Below are 17,042 nucleotides of genomic sequence, written 5' to 3'. Positions count from 1 at the left end.
TGAATGCTTTAGTGTTCCATGAATGAGAAATAGGAAAAGACCACGTTTCTAATATCAACTGGACCCTTCATACGCCTCACACACCTTCCGTCTATATCCACATAAGAAAGTATAAGTTTTCGATTCCCGAAAACCGCTATCTTATTGGCGATAAAAACTTCCGCTTAACGCGGTCGCTCATCCTTGAATGTACGTCGATAAACGTTTTTCTCATTAAAAGTTATTGTACACGAATCAAGAGGAGGAATGCAATTTCTGCGGCACGCGCATATGAACGAGCAGACCAATTACGACTAGGATTAAGAGAGAGCCTAAGGCTACGCGGCTGGCTAGGTTGCCAGATGACGCTAGCGCCCAGGTAATCGATCCATAAAGAGCGGGTCCAACGATCGAGGATACTTTACCCGAGAAGGCGAACAATCCGAAGAATTGACCGCGTTTCTCTTCCGGCGTTAGCTCAACAATCAGTGTCCGGGAAGTGACCCACATAGCGCCCATAGATACCCCATACAAGCTGCCGGCAACCCAGAATATGCTCTGACTAGTTGCAAATGCCGCTAAGGAGATCGCAATAATAAGGATGAAGGCGACGATGGTCACCGCTCTTTTGGGGCCGATACTTCTGGTCACATAGCCGAAAAGGAACGATCCGATGATGCTCGATACCGTCGAAACGAGGTAGAGCAGAATGAATTGCCCCGTGGTGAAGCCCATAACCGTATTCGCATAAATGGCCATAACGGCAATCGCTGTAGCAATCGCATCGTTAAAGAAGAAGTAGGCGATCATGAACAAGAAGGCAGCTCGGTACTTTCTTGCTTCTTTGAACGTAACCCAGATCTCACGGTACCCGCTGAGGAGCGACTTTTTCCCGCTGACGGACTTCTGAGGCTTCTCTTTGTAAAATAACATAATAGGTAAAGAGAAGATCAGAAACATGAGCGCGCTAGGGATGAACGTATTTTCAAAATGATTGCCATTGATCAATGGGAACACGACAAGTCCAACTAATGTGCCGACATAACCAACCGCTACGCCAACTCCAGAAATAACGGGAATTTCACGAGCATTACCCAGATCCGAAATCATTGAATCGTAGAAGATTAAGCTTGAATTGTAAAAGAATTTGGCGACCATAAAGAAGAAAATTACGCCTAGTAAGGAGGTGTTGAGTCCCAACCACTGCTGATCGGTGTGCCAAAAGGCCGAAGCGCCCATGAGCAGAGTCGCCGCGATAGCAATAAGCGTGAAGGGGACAAGGTAAGCCTTCTTTTTGCCCGTCCGGTCAATCCATACCCCGAATAAGGGAGACAACAACACGAGGAAAAAACTGGATATCGCATTGGAGTAAGTGATGAAAGTGCTGGCAATCTGATTCAATTCTTCGCTCTTGCCTAACGTTTCTTTTAAATAAAATGGATAAAACACAGTCACGATATTGGAGGAAAAAATCGTGTTCGTGAAATCGTACATCGCCCAAGCGAATATCGGCAAGGAGAAGAACAGGGTCCAAACTTTACGTGCTTGCACCTTGTTGGAAGCGGATTCAAGCTTTGCCACTAGGGTCACACCTTTCCTCTCATCAAATGGTATTTCTCTAGTATATTGGCTACAAGGCCGGGAAATCCCTCTGTCTTTACAATAAAAAAACGCTCCCCCTAATCAAATTAGAAGGAGAGAGAGGGAATGCCGCAAAAGTTGTATGGAATGTCTAACCGAAGGCTCTCTTCGGTGCGTTAGGTATTCGATTGGGGCTTCTTGATTTCGACCTCGATCATATCGATGCTTTCTTTCATCTCAAGCACATCAATACCGTTTCGCTGTAAGGTGGTTGTGAGGTTCTCTTTATTTTGGGCGGGGAAAACGTACGCATTACTTTGCTTATTATCGAGGAGACGTTTCGCCACCTGGACAAGACGTTCCATTGTGAACGGCTTTTTGAGATATTTCTCAATCTCTTTCTCGTGATAATCATGAGGTGGATCGAGCGCTGTTGAAACGATAACAGGGGTCTGATAGTGCACCGGGTGACGGTACAATTCAGCGATGAAATCCCAACCTGTCTTGGCACCTTCTAGATGAATATCGACGATGAACAGAATCGGTCCCTCGCCTTTACAGCGATTCAGCGCGATAATGCCCTCTTCGGCCGAACGAAGCTGCATGGAGGGGAGCCCTAACTTGTTCAGCGCAACTTGAATTAATTTGGCCAGATTATCGTCATCCTCGAAAATAACAATTTGACCATCCATATTAGAAATCTCATATAGATCGAACTCGATTCGGAATGTCGTACCTTGTCCCATTTCGGAGGTGTAGGAGATATGTCCGTTGTGTCCTTCAACAATCTCTTTCACAATAGCGAGACCTAAGCCGGTACCCCCAATCTGACGTCGGTCGGAGTTATCGACACGAAAGAACTTGGAGAACATTTGGTCACGGGCTTCCTCTGGGATGCCGAGTCCGTAATCCTGAATCGCTATGATGATTTTACCTTGGTCGACAGTTAGGTGAATATCAATGTGATCTGCTCCTGGCGAATACTTAATCGCATTGCTGATCAGGTTGTCGAATACTTGACGAATACGGTCTGCATCGGCTCTCACATATAGTTCCGTTTCTTGCTGATGAATGAGAATACGATGGCTATGCTTATCCTGCCACTGCTCGACGATCTCTTGCAAAGTAGGCAGCAGATTGACTGGAGAGAAATGATACAGTTGTCGACCTGACTCCATCCGCTGTAAATCAAGGAAATCGTTGATTAAATTCGATAAGCGATGTGCTTCTTTATAAATGGTTTCCATATATTTCTTTTGTTTCTCTTGTGAAAGATCCCGATGCAGCAAGATCTCGATAAAGCCAAGAACACTGGCAAGGGGAGTTCGCAGCTCGTGAGATACAATACTAATGAATTCACTCTTCATTTCGTCAATTCGCTCTTCTTCGGTGCGATCACGGAATACGAATAAGTAGCCTTGCTGTTCGGTATCTTCGCTGACTACGGTCGCATATAGCTCCGCGTGTTGGATTTGGTCCTCAAACTCGAAACTAAAACGTTGAGTGAGATTTGACAGTGAGCCATCAATCAACGCTTCAATGGATGAGGCGACACCAATGAAGCTTGGCGAATCGGCAGCTATTTCGTGACTGTTATCAACCAGGTTCTCGCCTATGTGTTCATTTAAACTGAAATACCGATGCATTCGATGATTGGAGAAAAGGATGGTACCTTGCGAATCACACATCATCATGCCTTCATGTGCGGATTCCAAAATATTTTGAATCAGATCGCGCTGCCCTTCGATGAGCTGCTTCTCAGTTGTTAATTGATCATTCAGCTCTGCTAAGCTGGCTGCTTGCCCCAGCCTCTCATCGTTCATAACCTGCGCGTAGAAGGCAAGACCGAACTGACGAACTAATCCTTTGGTCAATCGTTCATTATTTTCTTGAAAGAGGGAGCTTTGATAGCTCGTAAGCAGCAAAAAGCCAATAACCTTCTGTTTATCGTCCAAGAGAGGAACATATTGATCGACAGCTCGTGTCATTCCCCCGTGGACACCTTGCTCGTGACCTGATACATCTCTTGTATGAACAATAGGTGTCCCTTCGTCGAAAACACGCCTAGCCGGTCCAAAAAGCTCTCTCTGATTCAAATTAATATGTTCTTTCGGATAACCAATGGAATGAATGACTTCATAAGAAGTAGAGTCCTCTGCGTGACGTTCCATGACGACCAAAGCCGCATCTTGGGACAACGAATTGAGCAGGGCTGGCAACGTATGTTTCAAGAAATCTTTCAACTTCACATAGCCTGTAAGCTTCTCCTGATAGGATGAGATAAGTTCCAAATCCCTTTCTCGTTCGGATAGCTTCGCGAGTGTGAGCTGCTGCTCTTCCTGCTGGGCCATAATCTCCTCATTTTGGGTCTCCAAGCTCTCAGCCATATAGCGATATGTTTCCTCGCTTCTACGAATCTCTTCCTCAGCATGATAGGCTCGATAGGAAATGAAAATGGACATACCACCTGCAATTAAGGCAATAATACTGCCGACCATTGTAATCATACGGGAGGTTTTACCGGCTTGAAGGGAAGCTGTATAGGCATCTGACGTGATTTGGTCTATGGTCTTCTCGATGCTTGTATGAACAACTCGGTAGCGATCCATCATCGTTTTGCCGGACGCTATACGAGCTTTCGCCTCATCTAATTTATCAGCACGAACCAACTCCAATTGTGTGTCAAAGAACTTTTGTAAATTATTAATGGCTGGTATGGCTTGCGTGTCCATAATAAGCTGCAAAGTGGGGTACTTTTTATCGTATTGGCTGATCGTGCTCAAATCCAGTTCCAGCTGCTTTTTACCAGACGTATAGGGCTCCAGGAATTGCTCATTCCCTGATAATTGAAAACCGCGGATACCCGTTTCTTGGTTAATTAAATCTTTAAGCAGGCTGTTCGTTGTGTTTGAAATCGGAATGGAATCGTGCACGATAGCATCGCTTTCCGTTTCCATATTTCGAGAAGCGATAAAATTGGATACACTCACAAAAACTAGTAAAACGACGATTAAAACAACGTATAGCTTGGAGATCCGAGATCTCGTGAATGACTTCATAGCAAACGGTCACCTAGATTCTAATAGGATGAAAGGATGTAATAAAAATTCGACAGGAGCCAACAAATTCCTTTTAAAAACGATCATGTTATGTTTTCTTTCATCAATGCATTGCAAGATAGGGAATTGTCGTTTAAAATATGATTCATTACACGATTGATGTTAAGTTTTAAGATCATCGAAGTTTGCTTGAGGAGGGCGCACCGTGCAGGTAAAAGACAGCAGGATTCCGCTACTACACGAAGTACGTTCATTCTTCCAACCGATACTCTCCCTTCAGAGCCAAGAAATCATCGGCTACGAAACGCTAGGAAGACGAATTCGGGAGGGTAATGTCGAAAGTTTAGGGCCTTTTTTCAAAAATCCTGACATTCCCGAAGACATGCAGCTTCATATTGATCGGCATTTGAGGGAGGTGGCGATTGAACGGCTAGCTTCGGCTCAAGATGAGAGTTCCTTATTCATCAACTTAAAGCCTTCATGGATCTATCAGACCTATAAGCGCACAGGTGTGCTGCCGACTATCGAGCTATTAAGGAAATATCAAATAAATCCAGCGCGTATCGTGATCGAAATAACCGAAGAGGAATTCACGGGGAAACTTCATGAGCTGACGCAAATTGTAGAATTATATCGAGAATTCGGCTGTACGATTGCCATTGACGATGTGGGCAGCGGGTTTAGCAATTTCGACCGAATCGCTAGTCTGCAACCGAAGATATTGAAGATCGATCTTAATATTTTGAAAAAAAGCGTCATCCACGCCGGCTACAAGGCGCTGATGCAATCCTTTTCCATTCTAGCGGCTCAAATGGGAGCCTCCCTGCTCGTCGAAGGGGTGGAAACGAAGCAGGAGCTGCACAGTGCTCTTCAAGTCGGAGCAAGATATGTGCAAGGCTATCTCTTCTCCAAAGCTGAACCGCAATTGCAGCGCCGAGATGCCTTCAAGTCCATGCTGAAAGAGGAAATGAAACTCTTTGGTCAAGAGGAATTTGGGCGCTATAGCCGCCTTTTGACCATTCATCAAAGTCTAGATTTGCTTATCCATTCTTCAGTCTGTATATCAACAGCAGAAGAGGCAGATCGAGTCATTGAAAATATCATTAGCAACGTGTCGGAAAACTGTATACGTATGTACATATGTCGTGAGGACGGCTATCAAATCTCGTCCAACTACAGCCGCAAAGACGAAGCATGGAGCAAAGACGAGAGCTATCGCGGGGCAAACTGGACATGGAGACCCTATTTCATCTCCAACATCATGATGATGAACCTGCAAAAACAAGGGATCCTATCGCAAGCGTATACAGATTTGGATACCTCGTATGAGATCCAGACTTATTCCTGTGCGTTGGGAGAGGGCTTTTATTTGTTTGGGGATTTGATGATTTGAGAGATTGATAGAGATGGAGAGAGATTGAGAGAGAAATTGAGAGAGATTGAAAGAGATTGAAAGAGAGATGGATAGAGATGGTACGTTGATAAGAGTGCGTAACAGAAAGTATGTTGCAAGCGAGTGTATTGGGAGAGGTTACCCCAGGTGGCCTTTTTTGTGTTGAAGTAAGAATCTTATCCGTCAGATATTCGAGAACCAGACTCACGCAGCTCCATGAGCTGGAACTAGAGCTAGAGCTAGATCAGCCAGAACGAGAGCCAGAGCCAGGGCCAGGGCCGTATCAGTCCCAGCCAAACCCAACCCCAACCCCAAACCCAACCCCAAACCCAACCCCAAACCCAACCCCAAACCCGAACCCAAACTCAAACCCAAACTCAAACTCAAACCCAAACCCAAACTCAAACCCCAACCCAACCCCAAGCCCAAACCCAAACCCAAACCCAAACCCAACCCCAAGCCCAACCCCAAACCCAACCCCAAACCCGAACCCAAGCCCAAGCCCAAACCCAACTCAGCCCCAAGCCCAAACTTAAAGAATTAGCTACTCCAAGTAATCTAAAACTCCGCGAACGAGTTAATATTGGCAGGCTGGGTGGCAACAGGATGTTGTAAAAAGAACATGCAAAAAGTGCATCAAATGATGGGGGAATTTTTATTTTTTGGATGAGAAGATGTATTTTGTGCATCAAATATCCGTGTTTTGGCTCAAATTGGGCTGTATGCGTCGAATTTGCTGTAGTTTTTGCAGCAAAACCCTTGCAAACCCTGGTTATCTGCTGAAAGAGATGCACAATTTGCATCAAATTGGGTGAAGGGCAATATAGCTTTGATAATTAGAGGTTAAATTCGTTCATTGGAGTCGAATATACGCGTAAAAAAGAAATCCTGCATATGACTATGCAGGATTTTTTGACTGAAAATGTATATATGCGACGTCGTGAGCCTAAGACCGAACTCTAATCCAAGCGCGAATCCAAGCCCGCGGCCAGAAGCTCGGATCCGGAACCCCAAACTCCAAACCCCAAACCGCGAACACGAGCCCCGAGCATGGAACCCGGAACCCCCAATCACTAAGCCTCGACCCATTCGCGGCGCAGCGAGAACAGATCGCGCAGCTCGTCGGTCGACAGCTCGGTGATCCAGTTCTCGCCGGAGCCGACGATCTGTTGGCTGAGGCCCAGCTTGCGCTCGATCATCTCATCGATGCGCTCCTCCAGCGTGCCCAGCGTCACGAACTTGTGCACCTGCACATGGCGCGTCTGGCCGATACGGAAGGCGCGATCCGTCGCTTGATTCTCGACGGCGGGATTCCACCAGCGATCGTAGTGGAACACATGGTTCGCCGCTGTCAGGTTGAGCCCGATGCCGCCGGCCTTCAGCGAAAGAATGAACACATTCCGCTGTTCGTCGACCGGCTGGCTAACGTCTTGGAAGTGCGCGATCATCTCATCGCGCCCATTCTTCGGTGTTCCGCCGTGCAGGAACAGCACTTTCTCGCCAAGCTCCTGCTGCAGCACATGCTGGAGCAAGTTGCCCGTCTCCACAAACTGCGTGAAAATCAAGCATTTGTCGCCCTCTTGGCGCAGCTCCTGCACCATCTCAAGCAGGCGCTCCAGCTTGTTGGAGCGTCCGCTCCAAGGCGCGTGGATGCCTTCTTTGAGCAGCAAAGCAGGGTGATTACACACCTGTTTCAGCTTCGTCAGCGCGGCGAGAATGAGACCTCGCCGCTCCATAGCCGAGAGCTTATCCAGACGATCGAACATGTCTTGGATGTAGTTCTCATACAGCGAGCCCTGCTCGGCGGTAAGTGAAATGAATGTCTTCGACTCGTTCTTCTCCGGCAGATCCAGTTGAATCGCGGGATCTTTCTTCTCGCGGCGCAGCAGGAAAGGTCGGATCAGCTTCTGTACCTTGCCGATCGTCTCACTATCGCGCGTCTTCTCAATGGCATTCACATAGCGATGAGTGAACTCGCGAACCGTACCCAGATAGCCCGGGTTCGCAAAATCAAAGATCGACCATAGCTCCGTGAGCCGATTCTCAATCGGTGTTCCCGTTAACGCAATGCGATGGTAACCATCGAGTCGGCGAATAGCGGAAGCTTGCTTCGTATAAGCATTTTTTATATTTTGGGCTTCGTCCAAACAGATGGAGTTCCAGGCTATAGAGCCCAGCTCAACCTCATCCAGATGGGAAAGCGTATAGGATGTCAAAACCAAATCCACCTTGCCCACGACTTCTTCATTAAAAGCAGGTCCCTTCAATCGTTGCGGGCCATAGTGAAGATGAACCTTCAGCGACGGCGCAAAACGCTTAAGCTCCATCTGCCAGTTCCCAAGCACAGACGTCGGACATACCAAAAGGGAAGGTGTGTCAGGTTTCTCATTTTCTTTCACCGTAAGTAAATAGGTAATCCATTGGATCGTCTTTCCGAGCCCCATGTCATCGGCCAAGCAGCCGCCTAGGCCGAAACGGCGCAGGAACAACAGCCATGAGATACCGTCCACTTGATAGTGGCGCAGCGATCCTTGAAAGCTAGGCGGCGGCTGTATCGTCGGAATTGACTCCGCCTGCGTGAGTTGATCGACCATGTGGCGCAGCTGTTCGTTCAGCTCTACCTCCATCTCGATGTAGCGCATTGCATCGGGGTCATCCTCAGCCGGCAGCAGCCCGCCGGCATCGCCTGCGAAGTGAAGCTCCAGCACGTCGCGGAAGGAGAGGCCCTGCTTCTTCTGCACCTGCTTCATAATCTGCTCGACCTGCGCCATGAAGAGCGGGTCGAGCTGAATCCAGTTGCCGCGAATCTGGATCAGCTTGCGCTTCTCCTCCAGAAGCTGCCGGAATTCCTCTTCCGTCAGCTCCAAATCTCCCACAGCCAGCTTCCAGTCGAACTGCATCAGCTGGGTCAGCCCGAACATCGTCTCCCGTCCAGAACCGACGGAAGACTTGATCTTCGCGCGCAGCTTCGGCTTCATCTTGCGGATGCGCTCCCACCAGGCTGGCAGGAACACACTCGTCCCTGCTTCAACAAGCCGCACGCTTCCCTCTGCGAGGAAGCGCCAAGCCTCTTCCTCCGTCAACGTCTGACGGAGCCCAGCACCTTCGCCCGCATCCAGCCACGGCAGGATGCGTACCCACTTCGCCGCGTCACGTTCTACGCGGCCAAGCTCTGGCAGCCACGCCTCCGGCAGCGGCAGCTCACCCCCGACCGGCTCGCCGCTGGGCGTCACCGTGCGCAGCACCTCCGGCGCAAGCCGGTCCTGCAGCAGCACGCGCAGCTGCCAGCCCGCGCCGTGCGCCAGGTCCGGCTCCACGAGCTGCAGACAGGTGCGCATAGGCGACCGGTCTTGGCGCCAACCAATGGCGACGAGCCAATCCTCCTCGTCGAGCCATAGATCAGCGCCGATCTCACCGCGGCGCATTAGAGGGTGCGCCGCTTCGAGCTTGCGCAGATTGTCTTTCATGAGGCCATCGGCGTCCACCCACTCAGGAATCAACGCATGAATCCAGCGGGATACGGCCGGTGATTCCAAAGCCTGAAGTTCCTCAGGAAGCTGGAGCTTCCAGCCGATCTCGCCGGCTTTCCACTTTTCATAGTCCGGCATGAAACGACCGGACGAGAGCGCCTCTCGAACAGCCGGAGCAAGGCGCATTAAATCCGCACAGTCCTTATGCCAGCTAAGCTGTAGATGCTGTACAGGCTGCGGATCGCTGAAATAATCGAGCGCATCGAGCGGTTGCAGCTCGATGCCTTCCCGATTGTGCCACTCGCTGGGCTCCATGAACGTGCCGAAAAAAGAGGCGCGATGCCAAGCAAACAGCATATTTTTTAAATCAAGAGCATCCCAAATGCCGCCGTTCTCGCGGGTACCCCATAGAAATAAAGAACCATTAGGTATGGAGCTAACGTGAACTGTCAGCGCGCTGGTTTCGATCATCGAATCCATTTTCCTTTCTTGAGCTCTTCTTGGAAAGCACGCAAGCGTGAGAATTTATCCGCTAGTCGATATACATAATGCTCCCAGCGGTCGTCCTGGCCTAATTGTTTATAGATGCTGTGCAGCTTCTTAAGCAGTCGAACAGCCGTCTTATAGGAAGCCCTATTTTTCTCCAGAACAGCCCGTTCGGCCGCTTGGTGATAGAGGGGGAGGAGTAAAGCCGAATCATGCTCTTCAATCGCTTTAAGCTCCATGCCATATAAGCTCAGCGGTGATATGCGGTTCGCTAATTGTAAGTCCACCCACTGCCGATACCGTTTCGTTTGCAATAAATAGGCCGTGTAATAGTAGTAGGAACGAGGCAGCAGGGACTCCATCACCTGTACCCATTCGCTATCGGATTCTAGATGCTTGGTCGTATCGAGCCAATATTGGCAAAAGGTCCGGAAATCATCATGATTTGCATTCGCAATCGAGGTGAACAGCCAACGCAGCCAAACAAGCATGTTGTCCCACTGTTTATCGTTGTAATAATAGTTCAGGTAAAGGAAGTAATCCTTCGCGCCCGGATGAGTGAGCTGTCCAAGACGCTCAAAGGCGCTAGCCGTATCCCCCTGCATGATATCAAAATGCGCTCTTGCCGCAAGAAGTGTATCCTTCTTCCGAGCTAACATGTCCTTCTTCGTGAGAAGTGCGTCGAGACGCTGAATTTCCTCTTTTTGTGCCGCAGCATGATTCGTCAGCTTCCACCAAATGAAGCGGTAAACAAACAGCCAATCAATCGGACTATCTTTGCCCTGCAGAGCGAATTCTCCGAGCATTTTCATAGTGGTTAGCCAGTGTTTGGGTTCCGCCTCGAAAGAGGTATTCACATCCGTACGTTCCACGAATTCAACCAGCTTATCCTCACAATTTTTCGCGGCAATTTTGCAGCCGTTCTCGTGATAATAAGACAAGTAGGAGCTTTTCGTTTCTTGATAAAATTGTTCGATTTTCCGCATCATGAAAAGCACGATATGGAACATGTAGAGCTCGCGGGTTGAACTTCTCCAATCTGCCGCATAGCCAGGCAAGGACTCCAGTGCGGAGTCGTAGAAGGTTTCGATCGAGTGCTGGTGAGAAATGGAGAATCCATGGAACTTCCCTTCAAAAAAGCGATGCCAATCTACAGGCATGGCCTCTTCAAGAGGCACGTTGGCCTGTGCGGCCGCAGCAGCTTTGCGTTCCTGAATCAAGGTTGCCCCGCGTGCGGGTTTTTTCCTTGTGTGTATTTGTTGTTTTAACTGTTGAAGCAGCAGTTCCGGACGTCCATAAGGTGCATACAAGCTGAAGAAAGTGGCACCGATATGTTTACAAAAGCCTCCATAGGAGCAGTTGCACTCACTAGAGGCGAAATTTTCTAAATTCAGCATGGTGCTCAGTATTTTTTTGCCTGCGACGGTCGCCTGAACGTTCAAGCCTTTCAGATCGACTTCGGTCACACGACCTTTATGGTAATACTCCCAGCCCTGTTCCAGAACGACGGCGTCGAAATGAAGCGGGATTTGCTTGATTAGGTAGTTCATTCGATTTTTGGGAATCTGCAGTTTCAGCATGTGTGCTTTCCTACCCTCCGAGCGGTACATTCCTTCTTCCATAGTAACAGATTTTTCCCGAAATTGCCCATTTCCACAGTTTATGCCAAAGGGTATTTTTTTACACATCCGAAAATAAGTTCTCATCGAGTTAATAGGTGTTAACTCTGCATTCCTGCCTATAATATGATAAAGTGAAGCTATATGAAATGCTTTTGAAGGGAGACTGCGCGGGTGGGTATTAAATTTGGCAGAGAATATAAGGATATTGTCACTGATTTCGTGCGTGGCATTGAACTGGTTGATGGATTTTATGAGCTGTTGGAAATGAGTGCAGACGACTGGAGGGAGCTTGATAAGGACGAACAGGAAGAATGCCTGCGAACGCTGGCTGACGATATTTTTTACGGATTAGGAAATGCGCCTGTGATGCAGATAGGAGCGGGCTCCGTTCGCCATGATCCGAATAATCATGTGCTGAAGGTTCATGACGGGGAAAAGTTGGTTTCCGTCATCTATTTGGTATAAATCAGGCAGAAGTGTGATATAGAAAGGTGTATGGAAGTTATGCTGGATGGAGCAAGAAAGGTCTTACAACAAGTTTATGGGTACCCGGAATTTCGCGAGGGCCAGAAGAATATCATTACGAATCTGCTTGAAGGTCGAGATACGCTAGGCATTATGCCGACGGGCGGAGGTAAATCGATCTGTTATCAGGTTCCTGCCATGCTCATGGAGGGAGTGACGTTGGTTATTTCACCGCTGATCTCCTTGATGAAGGACCAAGTGGATGCGCTTCAAGTGCTTGGTGTACCGGCAACTTTCATTAACAGTACGCTGGAAGCCAAAGAAGTGGAACAGCGGATGCAAGGAGCCATGCAGGGCAAATATAAACTGCTCTATATCGCGCCCGAGCGGCTGGAGTCGGAACGATTTCGTGCTCGAATGTCTGCACTGAATCTTCCGCTTGTGGCTATTGATGAAGCGCACTGCGTGTCGCAATGGGGGCATGATTTCCGTCCGAGCTATGTGTCGATTGCTCCGTTCATTCGCGAACTGCCCAATCGTCCGATTGTCGCAGCCTTCACAGCTACAGCTACCGCCGAGGTCACAGCCGATATTGCGAGACTGCTTGATTTGGATCAAGCGGGCATATTCGTCAATGGGTTTTCACGGGATAATCTGGAATTGACGATTCTTCGCGGTGAGAATAAACGGGATTACATTCAGAATTATGTGAAGGAACATACGCATCAGCCTGGTATTATTTATGCCGCTACGCGTAAGGATGTGGAAGAGCTGTATGAAACGTTACGCAAAAAAGGCTTCGCCGCAGGGAAGTATCACGCAGGTTTAACCGACGAGGAACGCTCCTACATGCAGGAGGCGTTTCTATATGATGACATTCGCGTGATGATCGCGACGAACGCTTTTGGGATGGGCATTGATAAGTCCAATGTCCGTTATGTTATTCACTACAATATGCCGAAAAATATGGAGGCATACTACCAAGAAGCCGGTCGTGCCGGTCGAGATGGAGAGCCGAGTGAGTGCATTCTGCTGTTCAGTGCGCAGGATATTATGACGCAAAAGTTTTTGATTGAACAGAATCAGCTCTCGCCAGAACGTAAAGCGAATGAGTACAAAAAGCTGCAGACGATGATCGACTTTTGCTATTCGCCACGCTGCTTGCGGAACGTCATTCTGCACTATTTTGATGAAACGAATATTAAAGATACTTGCGGCAATTGCAGTTCTTGCAAAGATGATCGCGATACGGTGGATATCACCGTCGAAGCGCAGAAGATTTTCTCCTGCATCCGCAGGATGGGGGAACGTTTCGGCATCTCAATGGTCGCCTCCGTGCTCAAAGGCTCGAAGGCCAAGAAGATTGTCGACTATCGCTTCGATCGTCTGCCGACCCATGGCATAATGCGAGATCTGCCGGAGAAAGAGATTTCGGATCTGATCAACGTACTGATTTCAGAAGGGTATTTGCAGCTATCGGATGGTCAATATCCGGTCGTGAAGCTGCTGCAGCCTGCAGCAGAAGTGCTTCAAGGGAAGCTGCAAGTATACCAGAAGGTGCGTAAGCAGCAGGTTAAGGCTGCCGCTATCGATAACACCTTGTTCGAGCAGCTTCGCCTGCTTCGTCGGGAAATTGCTGCACGCGAGAAGGTGCCGCCGTATATTATTTTCGCGGACAGCACGCTGCGTGAAATGAGTGAGATTTGTCCGACATCGGAATCCGCCATGCTGCGAATCAAAGGTGTCGGCGAGGTGAAATACCGAAACTACGGGAAGCCGTTCCTGGACCTCCTTCGCACGTATGCGGGAGAGGGCGAATTAGGTGCGGTCGCCTATGATTTTGATTAAATCAGAGGAGTGGTGATAGGTGAAGCTTGGGAACACTGACATCGATCAGAAGCTTGCGGAGGTGACGGGCTGGACGACAGACGATCACAAATGGATTGTGCGTAAATATCGCTTTGCGTCATTTATGCAGGGCATAGAATTCGTGAATAAAGTCGCCAGCATAGCAGAAGCCGTTAACCATCACCCGATGATCGCCATCGACTATAAGATGGTCACGCTGCGACTTACGTCATGGCATGCAGGCGGCTTAACCTATTTGGATTTCGAATCTGCTGCTAAATTTGATCAGGCTTATACTGACATTGCTGCTGGAAATAGATCACCGGATTAAGCTCGGTCCGTTATATACCATGCAGTGAAAGTCAGCTATTCCAGTGGGGGTCCACTTATCATACGTGTCTGTAATTATAAAACCAGCTCTCTCGTACGTCTGAATCGCACGTTTATTCCAGACAAGAACTTCTAGATCAATCTCCTGCTGAGGCATCCGGCGCTGGGCTTCTTGAACAAGAAGTTGGACGAATTGGGTGCCGATTCCGCTCCCTTTCCCGCAGAGATCCGGTCGAAGTCCTAGTCCTAAGCGTGTCACCCCGACGATGGGGAAGAATTGAACGAACCCAGATAAAAGTCCGTCTTCATCCAAGACAGCTCGATACTGCTCAGCCCGAATTTGCGGGTCAGCGAATTCAGCTTGATCTTGAAGCATATTCTCCCACGGAGACCAATTGTATAAATCGTATGGAGGCGAATACCTCCAAGTGCAAAGTTCATGGCAATTCGCTTCTGTTAGGGGAACGACGCGCCATGGTAAGCTTGCATGTATCTTCTTGTTCGTAGTTATCATCCTTTCATCTATTGGTTGGAGGTTCAAATGGATTGGTATAGTCATATTCCAATTGGCACAATAACTCTATTTTCTATGCTCGTGTTGGGACTAACCTTATTCCGGATCTCGGTAAAAACAAAATGGCCGCTTGTGCTGCTTGCTTCCTTCGTTATTTCTTGCTTATTTCGATTGTTTTTATCCCAGCCGTGGGCGCAGAGCTTGGAACCTATGCTCATTATTGTAACGGAAGCGGTTTTTATTCACTATATATTTCGTGTGCGAAAGCTGCATGCGCTCATGGTAGCGTTTCTCGGTTCTCTTGGCTATACGATTTATTTGGCCATTGTTCTATTTATCATGCCGCTCATTACCCATATTTCAATTGCTGCTTATTTTGAGGGGCTTGATTCCTCTTATCGTGCTTTGAAAATAGTGGCCGCATTGCTTACATACCTCACGGCTTTGGTTCTAGTTAAGAAGCGCCTAGGTTTTACCGTTCGAATTGAGTTAAGCTCCAAAAGTGCGTGGCTTCCACAAAAAAATGTCCTGCTGCATGTGTTTCTGTTCGCATTTGTCCTGTTCTCATTGGCTTATTATGGGGTTGCGTTGAAAATTACGTCCATATTCTATTTTGCAGCAGGCTTATGCCTCCTATTAGGATGGATCATTTATCTCCTGTATCGGAAGGAAATGGAAGAAATGTAACCGAGATTACTTTTCATCATAAAGGTAAGATTTGGGGTACAATGAGTATATAGACTTAATAGGAATAGGAGGTCACCTTAAATGACCCAAGTTACGATTCGTGAAGCGGTAATGCAAGATATTCCGCAGTTGAAAACCTTAATGCTCGCTTATATCGTGGACTTCTACCAGTATCGACAACCCGAGGATGAGAAATTGAACGGATTGATTCACCTGCTGCTTGAGCAGAAAGAAGGTATTCAATTCGTAGCGGAGACGGAAGAGGGGACGTTGGTCGGCTTTGCGACCTTATATTTTACCTTCAGCACCTTGCGTGCTTCCAAGATAGCCATTATGAACGACTTATACGTCATCGAGGCTGAACGTGGTCAGGGTGCGGCAGCGAAACTATTTGCTGCTTGCAAAGGCTACGCCGCGAGAAATGGATATGCCAATTTAACGTGGACAACGGCCAAAGATAACTTCCGCGCCCAAGCATTTTACGATAAAATGGGTGGAGATCGCAGTGATTGGCAGACATACTCCGCTAATCCGACGAGTGGAATGGGCGATTAATCGAACGACGAAGGATGGTGGCATGAACCTGTGGAAAATATCGTAAGTCAGACTTGGCTGCTAGATCAGCTTGGCGATGCGAACATCGTGATTGCGGATTGCCGCTTTGCGCTAGGACAACCAGAATCAGGCAGACAGAATTATGAGAAAGACCATATAACAGGAGCTGTGTATGTAGACTTGGAGAAAGACCTCTCCGGTGCCAAAATGGCGCACGGAGGCCGGCATCCGCTCCCTGATCTAGGTGCCTTCTCTATCCTCGTGGGCAACCTCGGGATCGATGGTACGAAGACCGTCGTGGCCTACGACGATCAAGGCGGAGCCATGGCTTCGCGGCTATGGTGGATGCTGAAATTCCTCGGCCACTCCGAGGTATATGTATTAGACCAAGGGTATTCAGCATGGAAAGCTGCTGGCTACCCGGTTACCGATGAAGTGTCCGCTGTGTTCCCGCGGACCTTCTCACCGAAGGTGCATCGCGCTATGCTCGCGAGCATGGACGAGGTCAAGGACAAGCTCGGCCGTCCGGGCACCGTGCTCGTTGACTCGCGCGAGGAGCGCCGCTACCTCGGCTTGGAAGAGCCGATCGATGCGGTGGCCGGCCACATCCCGGGCGCGCGCAGCTTCTTCTGGAAAGGCGTTCTCGGTGAGAACGGCGCTTGGTTGTCAGCCGCGGAGCAGGAACAGCACTTTGCCGCGCTGCGCGATGCCGATGAAATCATCGTCTATTGCGGCTCCGGCGTGACGGCTTGCCCGAACGTGCTGGGCCTTAGCGAAGCGGGCTTCGATAATGTGAAGCTCTATAGCGGAAGCTGGAGCGACTGGATTTCGTATGAGGACAACCCGATTGCGAAGGGTGAAGAGTAAGAACTGGGAAGCCGCGTCGTACGCGGGTTTGAGGGCTGTGACAGGTTGCCGAGAGGTGGGCTGTTGCGGCTCTTTTTCGTTGTATAGGAAATTAAAGCGCGTTTACCGCGCTTTCACAGTACGGAATCGCATGACGGTCAGCTGAGAAGTCGATTTCCGACCTCTCAGACACTGTCGACGAGCTTC

General features: G+C 48.7%; 12 protein-coding genes. 7 read left to right on the top strand and 5 right to left on the bottom strand.

Features of this window, described 5'->3' with window-relative positions:
* Nucleotides 1–234: 234 nt before the first annotated feature.
* Both G519_RS0130950 and G519_RS0130945 read right to left on the bottom strand, forming a co-directional pair.
* A complete protein-coding gene (locus G519_RS0130950; RefSeq protein WP_036634403.1) occupies nt 235–1,560 on the bottom strand; it encodes an MFS transporter in 1,326 nt (441 codons plus the stop codon).
* Nucleotides 1,561–1,736: 176 nt separating this feature from the next.
* Nucleotides 1,737–4,619, bottom strand: a complete 2,883-nt coding sequence (locus G519_RS0130945; protein ID WP_029197954.1) for an ATP-binding protein — start codon at nt 4,617–4,619, stop codon at nt 1,737–1,739.
* A 205-nt stretch (nt 4,620–4,824) separates the two neighbouring features.
* Here G519_RS0130945 and G519_RS45370 point away from each other — a divergent pair, with 205 nt between their 5' ends.
* A complete protein-coding gene (locus tag G519_RS45370) occupies nt 4,825–6,012 on the top strand; it encodes an EAL domain-containing protein (protein WP_051253842.1) in 1,188 nt (395 codons plus the stop codon).
* Between the two features lie 1,073 nt (nt 6,013–7,085).
* Here G519_RS45370 and G519_RS0130925 read toward each other — a convergent pair.
* Nucleotides 7,086–9,962: a DEAD/DEAH box helicase gene (locus G519_RS0130925; RefSeq protein ID WP_174806677.1), complete on the bottom strand. Its 2,877-nt coding sequence runs from the start codon at nt 9,960–9,962 to the stop codon at nt 7,086–7,088.
* The gene (locus G519_RS0130920; protein WP_029197952.1) at nt 9,950–11,548 is read right to left on the bottom strand and encodes an SWIM zinc finger family protein; all 1,599 of its coding nucleotides are present in this window, start codon (nt 11,546–11,548) and stop codon (nt 9,950–9,952) included. Before G519_RS0130920 ends, G519_RS0130925 begins: the two co-directional genes overlap by 13 nt.
* A 213-nt stretch (nt 11,549–11,761) precedes the next feature.
* Here G519_RS0130920 and G519_RS0130915 point away from each other — a divergent pair, with 213 nt between their 5' ends.
* From G519_RS0130915 to G519_RS0130905, 3 genes are read left to right on the top strand one after another with little or no spacing between them, the layout of a single operon-like run.
* Nucleotides 11,762–12,055 carry a hypothetical protein gene (locus tag G519_RS0130915; protein ID WP_029197951.1) on the top strand — a complete coding sequence of 98 codons (294 nt, stop codon included), beginning with the start codon at nt 11,762–11,764 and terminating at the stop codon, nt 12,053–12,055.
* Between the two features lie 39 nt (nt 12,056–12,094).
* Nucleotides 12,095–13,903 carry a DNA helicase RecQ gene (gene recQ / locus G519_RS0130910; RefSeq protein ID WP_029197950.1) on the top strand — a complete coding sequence of 603 codons (1,809 nt, stop codon included), beginning with the start codon at nt 12,095–12,097 and terminating at the stop codon, nt 13,901–13,903.
* A gap of 19 nt (nt 13,904–13,922) precedes the next feature.
* On the top strand, nt 13,923–14,234 hold the full coding sequence (locus G519_RS0130905; protein ID WP_029197949.1) for a 4a-hydroxytetrahydrobiopterin dehydratase: 312 nt from the start codon (nt 13,923–13,925) through the stop codon (nt 14,232–14,234).
* On the opposite strand, the gene G519_RS0130900 is transcribed toward G519_RS0130905, so the two are convergent.
* Nucleotides 14,223–14,747 carry a GNAT family N-acetyltransferase gene (locus tag G519_RS0130900; protein WP_051253845.1) on the bottom strand — a complete coding sequence of 175 codons (525 nt, stop codon included), beginning with the start codon at nt 14,745–14,747 and terminating at the stop codon, nt 14,223–14,225. The two genes, G519_RS0130905 and G519_RS0130900, sit on opposite strands and share 12 nt — an antisense overlap.
* Before the next feature lie 27 nt (nt 14,748–14,774).
* Between G519_RS0130900 and G519_RS0130895 the strand changes: the two genes are divergently transcribed.
* From G519_RS0130895 to G519_RS0130885, 3 genes are all read left to right on the top strand, one after another.
* Complete coding sequence (locus tag G519_RS0130895) at nt 14,775–15,434, top strand: hypothetical protein (RefSeq protein ID WP_029197947.1); 660 nt, start codon at nt 14,775–14,777, stop codon at nt 15,432–15,434.
* 81 nt (nt 15,435–15,515) lie between these two features.
* Nucleotides 15,516–15,989 (top strand): GNAT family N-acetyltransferase, encoded by a 474-nt coding sequence (locus G519_RS0130890; RefSeq protein WP_029197946.1) that lies wholly within the window; start codon nt 15,516–15,518, stop codon nt 15,987–15,989.
* A 30-nt stretch (nt 15,990–16,019) separates the two neighbouring features.
* Nucleotides 16,020–16,856, top strand: a complete 837-nt coding sequence (locus tag G519_RS0130885; RefSeq protein ID WP_029197945.1) for a sulfurtransferase — start codon at nt 16,020–16,022, stop codon at nt 16,854–16,856.
* Nucleotides 16,857–17,042 lie beyond the last annotated feature (186 nt).

It is taken from the genome of Paenibacillus alginolyticus DSM 5050 = NBRC 15375 (assembly GCF_000422905.1).
In the GTDB taxonomy this organism is placed as follows: domain Bacteria; phylum Bacillota; class Bacilli; order Paenibacillales; family NBRC-103111; genus Paenibacillus_E; species Paenibacillus_E alginolyticus.
The sequence above is the reverse complement of the archived record's forward strand: the minus strand, read 5'-3'. Positions and strand labels throughout refer to the sequence as shown.

What these genes read in the sequence shown, in the direction of transcription:
- G519_RS0130945 (WP_029197954.1), bottom strand. Translation starts at nt 4,619, where the DNA reads ATGAAGTCATTCACGAGATCTCGGATCTCCAAGCTATACGTTGTTTTA.
- G519_RS0130925 (WP_174806677.1), bottom strand. Translation starts at nt 9,962, where the DNA reads ATGGATTCGATGATCGAAACCAGCGCGCTGACAGTTCACGTTAGCTCC.
- G519_RS0130920 (WP_029197952.1), bottom strand. Translation starts at nt 11,548, where the DNA reads ATGCTGAAACTGCAGATTCCCAAAAATCGAATGAACTACCTAATCAAG.
- recQ (WP_029197950.1), top strand. Translation starts at nt 12,095, where the DNA reads ATGCTGGATGGAGCAAGAAAGGTCTTACAACAAGTTTATGGGTACCCG.
- G519_RS0130900 (WP_051253845.1), bottom strand. Translation starts at nt 14,747, where the DNA reads ATGATAACTACGAACAAGAAGATACATGCAAGCTTACCATGGCGCGTC.
- G519_RS0130895 (WP_029197947.1), top strand. Translation starts at nt 14,775, where the DNA reads ATGGATTGGTATAGTCATATTCCAATTGGCACAATAACTCTATTTTCT.
- G519_RS0130890 (WP_029197946.1), top strand. Translation starts at nt 15,516, where the DNA reads ATGACCCAAGTTACGATTCGTGAAGCGGTAATGCAAGATATTCCGCAG.